Here is a 16,196-nt window from a genome sequence, read left to right as displayed (position 1 = left end):
CCTGCCTTAGAATTTCCTCAATCTTCGGTACGCATTTCCCGCATCCGCCTCCTTCCTTTGTAAAGTTTGTGACATCTTCTGCCGTCTTTAAATTGTTTTCTATAATTGCGCGCCTGATTTTTTCATCCGTGACGCCGAAACATTCACAGACCAGTTCGCCTTCTTCAGCCTTAGGTAATTTTGCCCCTTTATAATCGGCAGCGGCAGCCTCAAGCGCCTCGCGCCCCATCACGGAGCAGTGCATCTTTTCGCGCGGCAGGCCGCCGAGATATTCGGCAATGTCCTGATTTGTGACCTTCAGCGCCTCATCCACGGTTTTGCCTTTTATCAATTCCGTAAGCGCCGTGGAAGATGCAATGGCGCTTGCGCACCCGAAAGTCTGAAATTTTGCGTCGGTAATCCGGCCCGTATCTTTGTCTATTTTTAAAAATAATTTAAGGGCATCGCCGCAAACAATACTGCCGACTTCGCCAACCGCGTCAGCATCCTTAATCTCGCCGATGTTTTTGGGATGGAGGAAAAGCTCCCTGACCTTGTCCGTGTATTCCCACATACAAGGTTTTTATCACAATAACTTGAGACTGTCAAATAAAATTAAGCATCCGAAAGCAGGAATACCTGTTCTCCTGTAAGACTTAACAGCATTCAGAGGTACATGAAGAATTTTTAGAGCAACACCATTGCTGTCATGCTGCCTTTAATTATTCAGTCCTAAATATAATACTCTAAAATTTTGCAGCATGACATTTAATAATCTTTGTTGCGTTCTAAAGATTTTTGAAGGTATCTATGCCTGCTATATATCAAAATTAAAATTTCGCAACAGTCTTTCTTGTCGTTTACGGAAGGAAATTCCCAGCTAATTTTTATTGGCTCTGTGGGGTGATCTTAGACTCAGCCCATTTCACAACCTTTTCGGCAATATTTAAAGCTTCTTGAAATTCTTCTTCGGTTACAGATTCAAATGGGCCGGGATACCGTGCTTCAACAGAATAATCAGTTAACATGGCAGCAGCTTTAATTTCTTCCGAAAGAGTCATCCCATTCTGCTCAAGAAGTGTCAGGAACTCGGCAATATCATGAACAAATCTAAACTGTATGTTTTTGTGGAGCAAAACTGCCTTCAGAGCCTTCTCCGCCGCCTGTTGAACTTCAAAACAAAGGTCTTCCAGATAAATTTCATTTGTTCGCGGTTGTCTTGCAATTGCAAGATTGCTTTTAGCTCTCTTCAGCCATTCTTCGGGGGTTCCGACCTTATTTACATCATGCGGCATATAGCAGCCTTCCTTCTTTCAGCGCAGGCTCAATAACCATCCCTTTATGTTCTTTAAACTGTTCAAAATCATCTTCTGTAATTACAATAATATCCGCAGCAAATCCAACACCAATAAGATTACGATAGATATTCTGAGCGATTTTGCGGCGGTGCATACCGGAAGGAATTATCACAAGCAAATCAATATCACTGTTATCGTGCATTTTCCCTTTTGCCGCAGAACCGAAAAGAATGACTTTTACAGGCTGAACAACAGCCAGTATTCGGCTTAGTGTGACGTTTAAAATATTTTCTAAAAATAAATCGTCCATAGGTTGTACTTCGCTCTCTGATTATAAGTATACCAAAATTCAGAACTTCTGACTTCACCTTCACTCTATGCGTCGTAAACAATGGCAATGACATCCAGTATAAAACTGTATTTATAATTATATCATGGAAGGGATTATCTTCTGTTGTACTTCACGGCGTTGTCTTTGGAAAGGTCTACTGGGTATTTCTTTTCATTGAGGGTTGCGTATTCAACCCATCTTAGGTTAATGGGGAACAGAGCGGGGTTACAATGACCCTATACATTACCTCCGGCAAAGTGCCCTGCCAACAACTCTGCCTGCTTTAAAACTGTATCAATTGCTTTTTGCTGCATGTCCGGCGGATAGCCGTATTTGGTTAATGTCCTTTTTACTAAAACCATCAGTTTCGCCCTTGCACTTTCCCGAATGGTCCAATCTATAGTTGCATTGGCCTTAACCTTCTCTGCCACTTCAATCGCAATAATTCTGAGTTTCTCGTCCCCAAGGACTTCAACTGCCGACTTGTTTTCCGCAAGCGCATCATAGAAAGCCAGCTCTTCTGTTGATAAGTTCAGCTTCTTTTCTCTTTCATCATGCTCTCTTATTTTTTTGGCAACTTCATCAACCAAGAACTGTATAACCTCAGCAGTTGTGAGCAAACCGTTATTATATTTCTTGATGGCCGTTTCAAGCATTTCAAGTAATGCCTTGCCTCTTACCAGATTGGTTTTTGAGCGGGTTCGGATTTCATCATTTAATATTTTCTTCAATAATTCAAGGGCAAGGTTTTGGTGATTCATTCCCTTTATTTCTAACAAAAAGTCCTCTGACAGAATGGATATCTCAGGCTTCTTTACACCTGCCGCGTCAAAAATATCTATAACCCTGTCAGAACTCAAGGCCTCATCAATTATTTGTTTAATGGCTGTTTCAATATCTACATCAGACCTGCCTGTCCCGCCTCCGGCAAACTTTACAAGCCGTGCTTTTACTGCCTGAAAAAACGCTACTTCATCTTTAACCGCCAATGCTTTTTCATGCGGAATAGAGAGAACAAAAGCCTGACTTAGCAATGTTACCTCACGGATAAAACGGTTTTTGCCGTCTTCCAACCCTAAGATATGTTCTTCAGCCTGTAAGATAATGGATAGTTTTTCTTTAGGCAAAGCTGAAAAGAAACGTTTGTAATTAAAACCTGTTCCCGGGTAATCGCCATAATAAGCTGCCGGCTCTGCCACCATAATGGCTTTCATGGTTTTACTTTCTTCAAAGAAAAGCTGTCGCACCACTTCTATTTTTTCAATAAGCATTGCAACTGCTTTTTCCTGCGTCTCTGCAGGATCGCCTTTTCCGCCCGAATCAGAATAGAAAGCCAATGCTTTTTTAAGGTCTGATGCAATGCCGAGGTAGTCAACCACTAAACCGCCGGGTTTGTCTTTAAATATCCTGTTAACTCTTGCTATGGCTTGCATAAGGGTGTGGCCTCTCATAGGCTTATCAACATAAAGCGTATGCAAACATGGCACATCAAAACCTGTGAGCCACATATCCCGCACAATGACCAGCTTCATCGGATCAGCCGGGTCTTTCATTCTGTCGGATAAGGTCTTGCGCTGAGCTTTAGTGGTATGCTGCTTCTGCATAACCGGGCCGTCTGCGCTGGATGCAGTCATTACAACCTTGATTACTCCTTTGGTCAGGTCGTCATTATGCCACTCAGGCCTAAGCTTGATGATCTCATTGTAGAGGTCCACAGCAATTCTCCTGCTCATAGCTACAATCATTCCCTTGCCGTCAAATACAGCCTGCCTCTGCTCAAAATGCGTAACAATATCTTTGGCTAAGTTCTCTACCCTTTGCTGATTGCCGACAATAGCTTCAAGCTTTGCCCACTTGGCTCTGGCTCTTTGCTTATCAGTTATTTCTTCATCTTCTTCAAGTTCTTTATCAAACTCCTCAATCAACCGCCTGCCTTCTTCATCCAAATTGACTTTTGCCAGACGGCTTTCATAGTAAATCTTAACAGTCGCGCCATCGGCAACTGATTGTGCAATGTCGTATATGTCAACATACTGCCCGAATACTGCCGGGGTATTTACGTCCGTGTTTTCAATCGGAGTGCCGGTAAAACCAATATAAGTAGCATTGGGCAATGCGTCTCTCATATACTTGGCAAAGCCGTATGCTATGCGCTTGCCGATTACCTCTTTCGTGACCTTATCTTTTTCATCAAGCATCTTTGCTTCAAAGCCGTATTGTGTTCGGTGCGCTTCATCTGCAATGACAACTATATTGGTTCTATCAGAAAGCTGGTCATATTCAGCCTTGCCTGCGTCTGGCAGAAATTTTTGAATGGTAGTAAACACAATACCGCCGGATGCAACTTTCAGAAGTTCTTTTAAATGTTCCCGGTCTCTTGCCTGTATTGGTTCTTGCCTGAGCAACTGTTTTGAAGATGCAAAGGTGTCAAACAACTGGTCGTCTAAGTCGTTGCGGTCCGTGATAACCACTACAGTCGGATTGTTCAGGCTTAATACCAGCTTGCCTGTGTAGAAAACCATAGAAATGGATTTGCCGCTTCCCTGTGTGTGCCACACAACGCCGCCCTTACGGTTTCCGCCTGAGGACGCAGCTTTGAGTGTGTTTTCTACTGCTTTATTGACCGCATAATATTGATGATATGCCGCCAGCTTCTTTTCAGTCTCAACATGTATGATGCCTGTTTTGGTATCTTCCTTCTTTGATTTTTCAAATACGATGAAATTGCGGACAAGGTCTAACAGAGTTGCCGGGTTAAACATTCCTTTTACAAGGGTTTCCAATTGAGGGGCAAACCGTGAGGCTATTTGTGGTTCATCTTGGCCTAAAAAATATTCGTTGTTTCTACCGGCAGCTATTTCTCGCTTAATCCATTTTCTCCCAAAACCTGTTTTTAAATCACTTTCTCTTTTAACAGCTTTTTCTCTTGAATTTAATTCTTCATAATGAATGATTTTTACCGGCTTATATAATTTTGTCCATTTCGCAGCGTTCCCAGTTATATGTTCTTCCCATCTTTTTTCGATATCCAATGTTTGACCTATGTAGTAACTGCTATTATCACATTCTATTACATACACATAATAACTGCCTGCCCTTTTTCTGCCTGTGCGTGTCCGCACGCAGACAGGCCATGTCATAAAGCGGCTGAATCCTGCAGAAAGACTCCCTGCCCTGCATTCCATCCCATCGGATATTACGCAGATTCCGTTATAGGTAAACAGGCTCAGAATAGTAGCTTTGTAAGTCTGTATTTGTTCAAATGCCTTTCTGATGGTTGCGTTTTCATCCGCCGCATTCTTCAATTCAATCATAACGAGGGGGATGCCGTTGATAAAGAGTAAAATATCAGGCCGCTTGTTTTGATTGTTCTCAATAATTGTGAATTGATTTACAGCTAAAAACTCATTATTGAGCGGATTATCAAAATCAATCAGGCTTACTTCATAACTTCTTTCATAGCCGTCCTGCTGATACGGTATTTTTATTTTTTCTATAAGAAACCGGTGAAAGGTTTCATTGTTGTGCAGCACATCAGGCGAATAAATACGCAGAACTTTTTGCACAGCCTGTTCCTGCGCATCCACAGGAATATGAGGGTTTAACCGTGCAACAGCCTTGCGTAAGCGCTGTGTTAAAATGATTTGCTCAAAACTTTCCCGCTCTGCTGATTCAGCGCCTGGGGCAATAGCGAGGCCGTGAAGGTAGTGATAGCCAAGTTTTTCCAGTTCTTCAATGGTGAAAAGCTCTATGTCGCTTTCGGTGATCTTGCTCATTTCGTTTTTCTGGCCTGGCTTCGCGCCTGATAGAGCCTTTCAGTAAAGCCGCCCTCTTCAAGAAACTGCTTTTCAAGCTGCCGCAACTGCTGATCCAGCAAATAGTTCACCTGATGAATCAGGCAGATGAGGGTATTAGCGGCAGTCTCAGGAGGCGAAGCCTCCACATAAGTCCTATAGGTCATATAAGACCTATCTTCTTTCCAAGCCATCTTTCGGATGGCTTGCGCTTGTTCATGGTCTTTTCCCCAAAGCAGCAGACCTTTCTGCCGCAAAAAATCCTGATAATCCAGAAGCAATTCTTCAAGGCTTGCCCGTGCCACACCGATAAGTTTCAGTTCTGTCTTTTTTGAAGTCCCTGACGCCATGCTTCCCTCGGCAATATTCTGCTTTCCGCTCCGCGCCGCCTGCACCATCTGGTCATGTGTCCGCGACCGCTTGTCAATAAAGCGGTCACAGAACACCACTGTGGCGTCATAGACAATCTCAGCAGTCTGGTAAGATTTCAGATTGCGGTATCCGCCATGAGGGGGGATGAGTGGCGGGTTTGGTTTTTCGGGTTTATTGTCCATTGCTCAATATTGTATAATAAAGCATGAAAAAGAAGCCGTTAAAAGAGACCAATCCTTACTTAAGAAACCCCGACCTCCGCGAGGCGTTAGTCAATTTGTCTGTTTCGTCCTCCACAGCAGTTGAAGGAGTACGCACAAGATATCCTAAGCTTTCAAAGTCCCTTGAGAAGAAATTAAAAGCTGTCATTGCTGTTCACGAGCCTTCAGCGTCTTACGGATCGCAGAAGTAAATACCTTTTCCATCGGCTTGTAATCTCGTTCCATCCCAGCTTGCACAGCGGATATGTAGTCCTTCTTCTTTCTGCTGACAATCCCGGTAAAATCAAGGGGAGGCAGTCCAGCCTGCAATGCCATTAAAATAGCCAGCAAACGTGCTACTCTTCCGTTGCCCTCGCGGAATGGATGAATAAGGACAAGCTCTACATGGACTTCAGCCAGTGCCTGAATAACCCGCTCCATTGATTTGAAATTGCAGGGCATGTGCTTATGAAGAAAATCCTTCTCAAAAGCGTTCATCAATAATGGAATCTGCTTTGAAGCCGCAAAATGAAAATCTCCTTTACTCACATTTACCTGTCTGTATTCACCCGCCCATTCGTAGATATTGCCCAGCCAGATTTTGTGCATTGCCCTGATATCTCCAGCAGTGAAGCGATGGCTGGCATCATACATGCCGAGGAGCTTATCAGTTGCGGTCTTGAGAGCTACAGATTCAGCCTCATCCATGACTCGCTTGCTTTTGATGGCGAACTTGTTTTTGAGGACATGGCCTCGCGAGCCCGGCTCAAACTGGGCTTCGGGGAGAGAGGATGTATCGTAGCGGTTGGAGGGTTTCATTTAATGTTACTCTCCACACCGTTCTTTTTTGTCCGCATGGCAAGATTATCGACAAATTTATCCATTGTACAGGGCAAAAGAATCGTTATGATAATCAGAGCAATGGAAACCCATACCAACTGCCAGATAGTTGAGCAACAAGTCCACTTGTATTCAGCCGGCCAAAGTGTATTTATGGCAAGGAAACTGACCATAAGCAGATAGGCGCAGCCCCCATACTTAAACGCTATCTCAAAATTATCTGGATCAACGGTTTTCGTCCCCTTGGCACTTATCCTGGTTTTCTTAAATGGATGGCCAAAACACTCATAAACTTCCATTAAGATTTGACGGTACTCTTTTATTTTTGAGCGGAAATGGGCTTCATAAAATTCAACCATTAATGCCCCACACAACAGCAAAGAGGAAATTAAGATTTTCAAGTATGGCTCTTTGATATTATTGGCTTGTGAAATGAGGGCAATTGCGACCGCCGAATAGAAGACATAGACCTGCCACTGACTTTTCTTCAACGAGTCAAGATTAGTTGCAGCATTTTGATATAAAAGACAAAGCTCTTGGTGATTTCTCTGTGTGTCTTCTGCCACGTTATGCTCCTCGGCTGTTTATGCCATTATCCTTTTTCCGCATCCTTAACCCTCACCTCCCCGCTCATCAGCTTGGGTAATAGTGTATCGCGCAGGCGGATGAGGGCGCGGATTGATGTTAGTATTATTTCATATCCCAAATCAAATTCAACTTGTCATGTGGCGGAATAGCAAATTTTTTCTTCTTCAATTTATCCTTGTCTAAACCCCTGCCTTCTCTTGCACCACCTTTAAGGAGGTCAGTTTGTTCATTAAGTTTTAGTCGCATAACAGTTCCAACTATAATTCCAATTCTGAAATCTCTTGGTCGAAAGATATGATATGCTCCACTAAAAGCCCCTATTTCATCGTTGAATACGTCTAAATTTGGAATTTCCCTACTTAAACCAAAAACCATATCTCCAAAATATGCTACCTTATAACCTGAAATATCTTTTGATAACGCCTTTGTATACTTCTCTTCTCTGAGTTGTATGCCCGCATTCGTTACGCTGTATATCGGAGGAGAAAAATTTAAATCATCAACCTTAATACTACTTTCTTCAAATAGCTCATCGAAAGATTTTATTATCCAATCTTTCGGCATCCTACCTCGTCTCGGCTTGGTTATGAATTCTTCTGAACCATCTATTTGATAGTCCAAAAAGTATTTTTTTATCAACCCTTTAAAAATCAATTGAGATACTGATTCAAGGTCCTTTGACAATTTTGCTAAATCAAATATTTCATTTAATTTAAAATGATGTTCTTCATTCCAAGCTTTTAGTATGCTATCCGTTTTTTGATTAATCCTTTCATGGAGTGTTTTTACTTTGTTCGCTATAGAAGGTGATTTAAAATCTATTTTTAAATTTATCGTTTGTCCGATTGGAGTGATGTAGCTATTCGGTGATAAGATATAGTTGTTTGACTGAACTTCATTCAAAGTAACTGACCTACAAAAGCCATCAATATCCTCATAATTCCCATTAGGATTTCGCCAATTATGATAAGTTTCAGATATTTTTCTAATGTCATCATCACTTAACGCTCTATGCTTTCTTTTTAGCATATGACCCATTTTACTTGCGTCAATAAACAATACTTCATTTTTTCTATTACGAAATTTGTGGTTCTCTTTATTCCTCGAAATAAACCAAAGGCAGGCTGTTATTTGGGTATTAGTAAATAAATGAGATGGCAATGAAACCAAACAGTCTACAAAATTTGATTCAATAATATTTATTCTTATTCGCTCTTCATTTATAGCCATTGTTGTCATTGATGTATCAGCCAATACAAACCCTGCCTGTCCTGCAGGGGCAAGGTGAAAAAGGAAGTGCTGTATCCATGCATAGTTTGCGTTATTGGGCGGAGGCGGTAGTTTTTGATCCAACACGCTCCAGCGCGCGTCATCACGGAGCAGTTCCCCGCTCCAGTCGCTGTCATTAAAAGGCGGATTGGCAATGATGTAATCTGCCTTCAGGTCTTTGTGCATGTCATTCAGAAAAGAACCTTCGTTGTTCCACTTCACATTACTGCTGTCTATATGACGGATGGCAAGATTCATCTTTGCCAGACGCCAGGTGGTCTGATTGCTCTCCTGCCCGTAAATTGAGATGCGGTCTGCCGGATTAAGGGACAGCCCGTTTTTCTTTTTCTTGTAGTAATCCCTATGCGCCTCTACAAACTTTTCACTCTGCACAAACATACCGCCTGAGCCGCAGCACGGGTCAAATACTCGTCCTTCATATGGCTCAAGCATTGCAACAAGAAGCTTAACTACACTGCCCGGCGTGTAGAACTGACCGCCCTTCTTGCCTTCGGCTAAGGCAAACTCTCCGAGAAAGTATTCATATACTTTGCCCAACACGTCTTTGCTCTGCGCTTCTTTCGTGCCGAGCGTTGCACTGCCTATCAAATCTATCAGACCACCGAGACTTTGCTTGTCCAATTTTTCTTGCGCAAACACTTTTGGGAGTACGCCTCTTAGAGAAGGGTTGTCCTTTTCAATCGCATCCATTGCTTCATCTACATCTTTGCCAATGGTAGGAAGTTTTGCCCTTCCTTGCAGCCACCCCCAGCGCGAAGATGGCGGGACATAGAAAACTTTTTCAGCAGTGTACTCGTTCTTATCTTCAGGGTCTGCGCCTTCACCTTTCTGTGAGGTGAGTTTTTGATAAAGTTCTTCAAATGCATCAGAGATATATTTCAGGAATATTAAGCCCAATACAATATGCTTGTATTCGGCAGCGTCCATATTCTTCCTGAGCTTATCCGCCGCCTTCCAGAGCTTCTTTTCCAGCGGCTCTTCAGTCTGATTCTTATTTTCTTTTGGACTCCGCGCCATCAATCATTCTCCTGTATTCCTTCAACTCACCCATTACAGCGGCTCTATCCCTTCGTTCATAACATCAAGATACTTGCGGTACACATATATCCTGTTTCTGTTTTTGCCGGTGACTTCTTCTACAATCCCTGCCTTAATCAGCGCTTTAAGGACCTTGTTTACGGTATTAGGCGCCAACCCGGCGGCTGTGCATAAGCGGGCTGAATCCGTCAGCGGGCGCACCATCAGGCTTTGATGCACCATCAGCGCCGAGCCTGCAACGCGGCCCATGTCTTGTATGAGCTTTCTGTTTTCATCCGCAAGGCTTGTCAATTTTCTTGCCGTGTCTGTTGCCTGCTCAGCAGTACGCCTCACCGCTTTTATAAAAAACTCAAACCAGCTTTCCCAATCTCCGTCTATTCTGACTTTTTGCAGAAGTTTATAGTATTTATTCCTGTGACTTTTGAAATACAGGCTCAGGTAAAGAAGCGGCTCAGTCAGTATCTTTTCCACGCAGAGTATAAGCGTAATTAACAACCTCCCAAGCCTGCCGTTTCCGTCAAGAAAAGGGTGGATAGTTTCAAACTGGATATGCGAAAGGGCGGCTTTTTCAAGAGCGCTTACTATGCCGCGCTCATTATTTAAAAACAATTCCAGCTCTCCCATGCAGTTTTGAACTTCATTGGGCGGAGGAGGCACAAAGACCGCGTTGCCCGGACGGGCGCCGCCGATCCAATTCTGGCTTCTGCGAAACTCGCCGGGATTTTTATGACCACCCCTTCCTCCTCTAAGAAGTATTTCGTGCATCTCTCTTATCAAACGGTTTGAAAGCGGAAACCCGGAGCGTACTTGATCCAGCCCGTAGGTCAATGCCGCAACATAATTAGACACTTCTTTCACATCGTCAATAGGCACTCCCGGAACTGCATCCATCTCAAAAAGCAGCAGGTCCGAAAGGGAAGACTGCGTGCCTTCTATCTGTGATGACAGCACCGCTTCTTTTCTGATATACATGTATATCAACAAATTAGCATCAGGCAGATAGGATGAAACACTGTCAAGCCTGCCAAGCGCTAACAAGGCGCTGTCAAGTTCACTGCGAAGCGCGGCTGAAATATGCAAAGACGGTTCAGGCGGCAAGGGGGTTGGAACATATGCCTTTACCGGTTCACCTGTTGTACTGATTGTTACATAGTGACCTGTATTTTCCCTTTTCATCTTCTCAATCCAATACTGCTATTGCATTATTTGCATTTGCCATGATTCTTATTGCACGATTATAGCATATCGTGCAATAAGAATCAAAGGATTTGTATTTGAGGCTTTTGCAAAAGTCCCTGCAAAATGACTTTGGCCGTCATACCAGTGAAAACGGGTATCCAGAAGTCGGTGTTTTTCAAAGAAACTGGATTCCCGATTACTACCTCGGGAATGACAAAACCAGACTTTTGCAAGAGCCTCATTGAGGTACATGAAGAATTTTTAGAGCAACACCATTAACGTCATGCTGCCTCACAAAACCATCCACGGCTGGGGCAGGAAAAGTTTTTCATATGTCATGAGGGCAAATCTGTCAGTCATTCCTGCGATAAAATCACAAACGATGCGCTCTTTGTCGCCGATTACTTCTTTGGGAATTTCATTAAACACCTCATCCGTATGCTCAAGATAATAATTATAAAGGTCCAGCAGAATCTTCTTTGCCTTTCTAAACTCGCCCTTTGTCGTCTCGCCCTCATAGATATTTTCATAGAGAAAATCCCTGAGCGCATAAGCCGTGGTTTTTATCTCTCTGCTCATCTTTATCTCTTTTATGCCTGCGGCAATAGAGGTATATATAACATCCTTGACCAGCGTATCAATCCTTTTAGGCTGGTCACTTCCTATCTTGAAAAATTCCGCCGGAATATCGCTTTTTTTAAGCACGCCCGCGCGCAAGGCGTCATCAAGGTCATGATTGACATAGGCAATCACATCCGATACCCTGACAATTTGCCCTTCAAGCGTCTCTGAGCCTCCGTGCGCTGAAAATATCTCGCCTTTGCCCTTTGAATGCTTCAAAATCCCGTTTCTGACTTCATGCGTAAGATTAAGCCCCTGCCCTTTTCTCTCAAGAATATCCACAACCCTGAGGCTCTGCTCATAATGCTTAAATCCTCCGGGATATATCTCGCGCAGTATTTCCTCGCCTGCATGTCCAAAAGGCGTGTGCCCAAGGTCATGCCCGAGCGCAATCGCCTCTGTCAAATCCTCATTAAGCCTGAGCGCCTTTGCAATGGTGCGCGCAATCTGCGAGACCTCCAGCGTGTGCGTCAGACGCGTTCTGTAATGGTCGCCCTTGGGCGCAAGAAACACCTGAGTTTTATGCTTTAGTCTCCTGAAGGCCTTTGAGTGGATAATCCGGTCCCTGTCGCGCTGAAAGCACGTCCGTATCTCGCCTTCCTTCTCAGGCTTCTGCCTGCCTTTGCTTTGAGAACTCAGGCACGCCTTAGGATGAAGTATCTGCTTTTCTATCGCCTCTGTCTGCTCGCGTATAGTCATGTTGCCCCTGCTCCGATTATATCATTCACGGCTAAAAAATCCCTTAGCTGATTTAAATCGGCAGTTACCCTGCATTCAGGAAGGGATTTTAAAAACTGCATTCCGTAACCCTTGGTCCTCAGCCTTGAATCAAGGATTGCAACTATGCCTTTGTCAGTCTTGGTCCTTATCAGCCTGCCAAAGCCCTGCTTCAGGAGGATTATCGCCTGCGGCACCTGATACTCTAAAAAAGCCTGTCTGCCTTCTTTTTCAATTGCCTCTATTCTTGCCTCAGTGACAGGCTCGTCAGGCACAGCAAACGGCAGTTTGGCTATTATAACGCACTGCAAATCATCACCCGGCACATCGATCCCCTGCCAGAATGTATTAGTGCCGAAAAGGGCGGAATTATTATCCTGCTTAAATCTCTCAATCAGCCTGTAGCTGTCTGTCTCGCCTTGCCGTAGAATTCTTAACCCCTCAATATTGATTTCAGCATATGCCTTTTCAAGCGTATTGTAACTTGTGAAAAGCACCAGCGTCCTGCCCTTTGTTATTTCAAGTATCTCTTTTATCTTTGCAATCAACTGCTCTTCAAAGTCCTTTGTCCCGGGCGCTGAAAGGTCTGATGGAATATACAAAAGCGACTGCTCCTTGTAGTTAAACGGCGATTTAAGGAGGAGCGCATCGGCGTCCAGAAGCCCGAGCCGTTCTTTTATGTAGTTAAAATTACCGTTGGCGGCAAGTGTTGCCGAAGTAAAAACAGCAGTGTCCATATTATCAAATATCTCTTTCAGCAATCCGGCGGGCTTTATCGGCGTTGCGGAAATCTTCAATCTCTTCTCATCCCTCTCAGCCCAGTAGACATGCTCTTCAAGAGTCTGCATAATTACCGCCTCTAAAGAAACTAAAACGCCCTTACATCTGTTTAAAACTGCCAGTATTTCTATTTTTTCATTCTCATCACCCGATGCGGTATAGATATTATTCAATTCATTTACAAGAGCTGACAGCGGTTCTGAAATTGTGTCTGAAATAAAACCTTTTTGATAAATCCTCATGACGCCGGATTTCTCCAGTTTTCCTGAAAGCTCATCAAAAAAGATGTTTGCCTGCAAACGCACCGTGTTTAGGACTGCATTGCAGTTTGAAAAGTCATTCTCAGGAAGCCATTTCAGCCTCATGAGCAATCCCTTGCCGTGCCGGCTTAATATGGAATCAAACAGGCGGGTCAGCGAATAATTTGACAGCTCTGCCCCAAGATAATCCGATGCAACGTCTTCAAGCTCGTGCGCCTCATCAAAGACAACGGCGCTGAAAGGAGGCAAAACATTATATCCTGAAACTGCATGGGCAAAAAACAGGTGATGGTTGGTGACAAGGATATGCGCCTGTCTTTCAACAGCCTTTGCCTTTTGATAAAAGCATTTTCTGAAATGCTTGCAGATATTTCCATGACACAGGTCGCTCTCCCTGCAGACTTTATACCAGAGACCTGCCTTTATATCAATCTCAGACCTCAGGCCTGTCTCAGTTGTGTTTGCCCACTTAAGCAGGGTGTCTATATCCTGCATATCAGGCATATCAAAAAGTCCGAATTTCTTTGACTGCTTAAGCCGTCTTACGCACAGATAATTTTCGCTCCCGAAACAAAGCGCAAAGCGCAGGTCTTTAAAAACATGCTCTTTTAGAAACGGCAGTTCTTTTTCCACAAGCTGTCTCTGAAGCGCTTTTGTGTAGGTGGAAACGGCAGCCTTTTTTTCCTCATCAAATATCCATTTGATAAGCGGCACCAGATACGCAAGGCTCTTGCCGACGCCTGTGCCCGCCTCAACAATCAAATGTTTTTCAGCCCTGAGCGCATTGTCAATCGCATCCGCCATTACCTGCTGTTCATGCCTCGGCTCATAGGTCTGGAGGGTTTTTGAGAGGATACCGCCGGACGTAAAAAAATTATTCAGCATGATGTTTAACTTTAAGCTCCCCATTTAACTTAGGCAGCAGGCACAGGCATCCTCAAAACCCTTAGAACGCAACAAAAATTAATGAACTACCCAGCAGTCCCTACATTTCGGGACGAGGTTTTGAAATCGTCATTCCGGCTTGTCCGGAATCTCGGAACGAGTCGTACCGACTTTCTTCAAAAAGGATTCCCGACGCGCTTCGCTTGCGGGAATGACAAGCAAAAGACGAAGCTTAACCCCAAAGCAAAACTTAACTGTGTTGCTCTAAGGCTTTTTCGTATACCTGTGCCTGCTGCCAACTTTTATTAAAGGGTATAGATTCCTGAAAAAATTTTCATTGCAACACCAAAGAGTCGTGTTGCCTCTTTATAAAAAGTTCAAAAGCTGATACTTAAAACTTTTTGCAGCATGACATTTTAAGATATTTGTTGCTTTATGAAAATTTTTGAAGGTATCTATGCCCGCAAACTCCAGATGGCATGGATGCCGGAAAAATCTTTAGAGCAATCCCTTTGATGTCATACTGCCTTTTACTTCATGTGCCTAATTGTATAACTATTAAAGTTTGCAGTATGACATATAATAATTTTATTGCATTCTAAAGATTTTGATGGCTTCCATGCCATTGATACAACTAAAAATCATTCGCACTAACTATCACACAATCCTCAACAATCTGCTTTTTTATTTTCTTAAATCCTATTTTCCCCAGCCAATGTTTTAATTCATCAGATGAATAGCACCGTCCGCCTTCAGTATTTACGAGCATGTTAATTGAGAACAATGCACTTGGCTGGGGCTGTGTCCTGTCATTTGAGATATTAAATTCCTGAATGACTATCCTTCCGTCTGCGTTTAATGCCTTTTTGCATTTCTTAAGCACGGAGATATTGTCAGTTTCAGACATTGAATGCAGTATCTGGCTGATAAAGATTAAATCATAACCCTTGCCGATATCGTCATGAATAAAATCACCCTGAATAAATTTAACCCCACCTGTCCTCCCCTTATTTAAGGAGAGGATTAAGGATGGGTTATTGATAACCTTTTTTGCAATCTTTACAGTCTCCGGCCTGTCAAAAAGCGTTACCTTCACACCCCTTTTTGCCATTTCCATCGCATATGTGCCGGGCCCGCCGCCGAGGTCTAATGCAGTCTTGACCCCCTTCAATCCAACCCTATCAATAATATTCTCTGCCTTTAAAACGGCAAGATTGTGCATTCCAAATATAAATGCCTCGTGGTTGTGTGCCTTGTGATAAGGTTCCCCTGTCTTTAAAACATGATCCAGCCCTGACCAGTTCTGCCACAGGGTATCTGCATGCTTGATAATGTCACCTTGATAATACGGTCTGCCCGCGACGAGAAATTGCGCTGTGAGGCTTGAATTTTTATATCTGCCGGTGTGTTTTTTAAGAAGACCCATGCCCGTAAGCGCGTCAAGCAAAATCTCTGCCGCCCTTAAATCTGCCTTAAGCTTACTTGAGATGTTTTTTGCTGATTGAGGTTTTATGAGATAGTCAAACACCCTGTAATTATTGGCAGTAAGAAGCACCCTTGCAGACTGAAACCCACCCCATATCTTTCTTATTTCTCTTACCCGTTCAGCGATGTTTGACATAGTTTCTTCTTTAATTATGAAATATGAAGGTTGAAGGTTGAAAATAATGTAATCCTTTAAAATTATTTATTATTCATCCCTCATAATTCAGCCTTCATCCTTAATCTCACAGTCCCATCTTCTTTAATGCGTCATTTCCGACATCCTTGAAACCCGGGGCATCCTCAGGCAGGTAAAGCATAACTCCGCCCTTCACCGGTCTTATGACTATCTTTCCTTCGTGCGCAAGCTTGTTTGTCGCCTCAATCGGATTTTCGCCCGGAAAATATTTTTTAAACGCCTCATTAAAGCCCGAATAAACAGTGTGAATACCTTTGTAACCCTCTTTCCTCAGGCTTACAATCGCCTTTTTTATAAACTCCTCATGACTCATTTTCTCCGCCATGGCGCCCTCCTTTTGTTT

General features: G+C 43.3%; 14 protein-coding genes. 1 reads left to right on the top strand and 13 read right to left on the bottom strand.

Translation table 11 applies throughout. The features are described 5' to 3' along the window. The 5 genes from nifU to HZA10_00680 all read right to left on the bottom strand — a co-directional run. The coding region (nifU, locus tag HZA10_00700; protein ID MBI5194822.1) for a Fe-S cluster assembly protein NifU at positions 1-553 on the bottom strand (553 nt) is incomplete at its 3' end. A gap of 313 nt (positions 554-866) precedes the next feature. Further along, positions 867-1,274, bottom strand: a complete 408-nt coding sequence (locus tag HZA10_00695; protein ID MBI5194821.1) for a HEPN domain-containing protein — start codon at positions 1,272-1,274, stop codon at positions 867-869. Continuing rightward, entirely contained in the window at positions 1,264-1,587 is a 324-nt protein-coding gene (locus HZA10_00690; GenBank protein MBI5194820.1) for a nucleotidyltransferase domain-containing protein, read from the bottom strand. Before HZA10_00690 ends, HZA10_00695 begins: the two co-directional genes overlap by 11 nt. A gap of 257 nt (positions 1,588-1,844) precedes the next feature. Next, on the bottom strand, positions 1,845-4,793 hold the full coding sequence (locus tag HZA10_00685) for an HsdR family type I site-specific deoxyribonuclease (protein MBI5194819.1): 2,949 nt from the start codon (positions 4,791-4,793) through the stop codon (positions 1,845-1,847). A gap of 587 nt (positions 4,794-5,380) precedes the next feature. After that, positions 5,381-5,956, bottom strand: coding sequence for a four helix bundle protein (locus HZA10_00680; GenBank protein MBI5194818.1), 576 nt, complete (start codon positions 5,954-5,956; stop codon positions 5,381-5,383). Between the two features lie 23 nt (positions 5,957-5,979). Between HZA10_00680 and HZA10_00675 the strand changes: the two genes are divergently transcribed. Then, positions 5,980-6,186 carry a hypothetical protein gene (locus tag HZA10_00675; GenBank protein MBI5194817.1) on the top strand — a complete coding sequence of 69 codons (207 nt, stop codon included), beginning with the start codon at positions 5,980-5,982 and terminating at the stop codon, positions 6,184-6,186. Here HZA10_00675 and HZA10_00670 read toward each other — a convergent pair. From HZA10_00670 to HZA10_00635, 8 genes are all read right to left on the bottom strand, one after another. Further along, entirely contained in the window at positions 6,140-6,793 is a 654-nt protein-coding gene (locus HZA10_00670; GenBank protein ID MBI5194816.1) for a Fic family protein, read from the bottom strand. The genes HZA10_00675 and HZA10_00670 overlap by 47 nt on opposite strands. Further along, positions 6,790-7,380 carry a hypothetical protein gene (locus tag HZA10_00665; protein ID MBI5194815.1) on the bottom strand — a complete coding sequence of 197 codons (591 nt, stop codon included), beginning with the start codon at positions 7,378-7,380 and terminating at the stop codon, positions 6,790-6,792. Before HZA10_00665 ends, HZA10_00670 begins: the two co-directional genes overlap by 4 nt. A 124-nt stretch (positions 7,381-7,504) precedes the next feature. Further along, positions 7,505-9,709, bottom strand: a complete 2,205-nt coding sequence (locus HZA10_00660) for an SAM-dependent DNA methyltransferase (protein MBI5194814.1) — start codon at positions 9,707-9,709, stop codon at positions 7,505-7,507. A gap of 33 nt (positions 9,710-9,742) precedes the next feature. Further along, positions 9,743-10,906: a Fic family protein gene (locus HZA10_00655; protein MBI5194813.1), complete on the bottom strand. Its 1,164-nt coding sequence runs from the start codon at positions 10,904-10,906 to the stop codon at positions 9,743-9,745. A 294-nt stretch (positions 10,907-11,200) separates the two neighbouring features. After that, the gene (locus HZA10_00650; protein MBI5194812.1) at positions 11,201-12,229 is read right to left on the bottom strand and encodes a deoxyguanosinetriphosphate triphosphohydrolase; all 1,029 of its coding nucleotides are present in this window, start codon (positions 12,227-12,229) and stop codon (positions 11,201-11,203) included. After that, complete coding sequence (locus HZA10_00645) at positions 12,226-14,196, bottom strand: DEAD/DEAH box helicase (protein MBI5194811.1); 1,971 nt, start codon at positions 14,194-14,196, stop codon at positions 12,226-12,228. Before HZA10_00645 ends, HZA10_00650 begins: the two co-directional genes overlap by 4 nt. Before the next feature lie 610 nt (positions 14,197-14,806). After that, positions 14,807-15,793, bottom strand: coding sequence for a methyltransferase domain-containing protein (locus HZA10_00640; GenBank protein ID MBI5194810.1), 987 nt, complete (start codon positions 15,791-15,793; stop codon positions 14,807-14,809). A gap of 106 nt (positions 15,794-15,899) precedes the next feature. Then, entirely contained in the window at positions 15,900-16,178 is a 279-nt protein-coding gene (locus HZA10_00635) for a hypothetical protein (protein MBI5194809.1), read from the bottom strand. Positions 16,179-16,196 lie beyond the last annotated feature (18 nt).

Source organism: Nitrospirota bacterium (assembly GCA_016212185.1).
Classification (GTDB): domain Bacteria; phylum Nitrospirota; class Thermodesulfovibrionia; order UBA6902; family DSMQ01; genus JACRGX01.
Note: the sequence above shows the minus strand (reverse complement) of the source record. Positions and strands in the feature narration are given on the sequence as shown.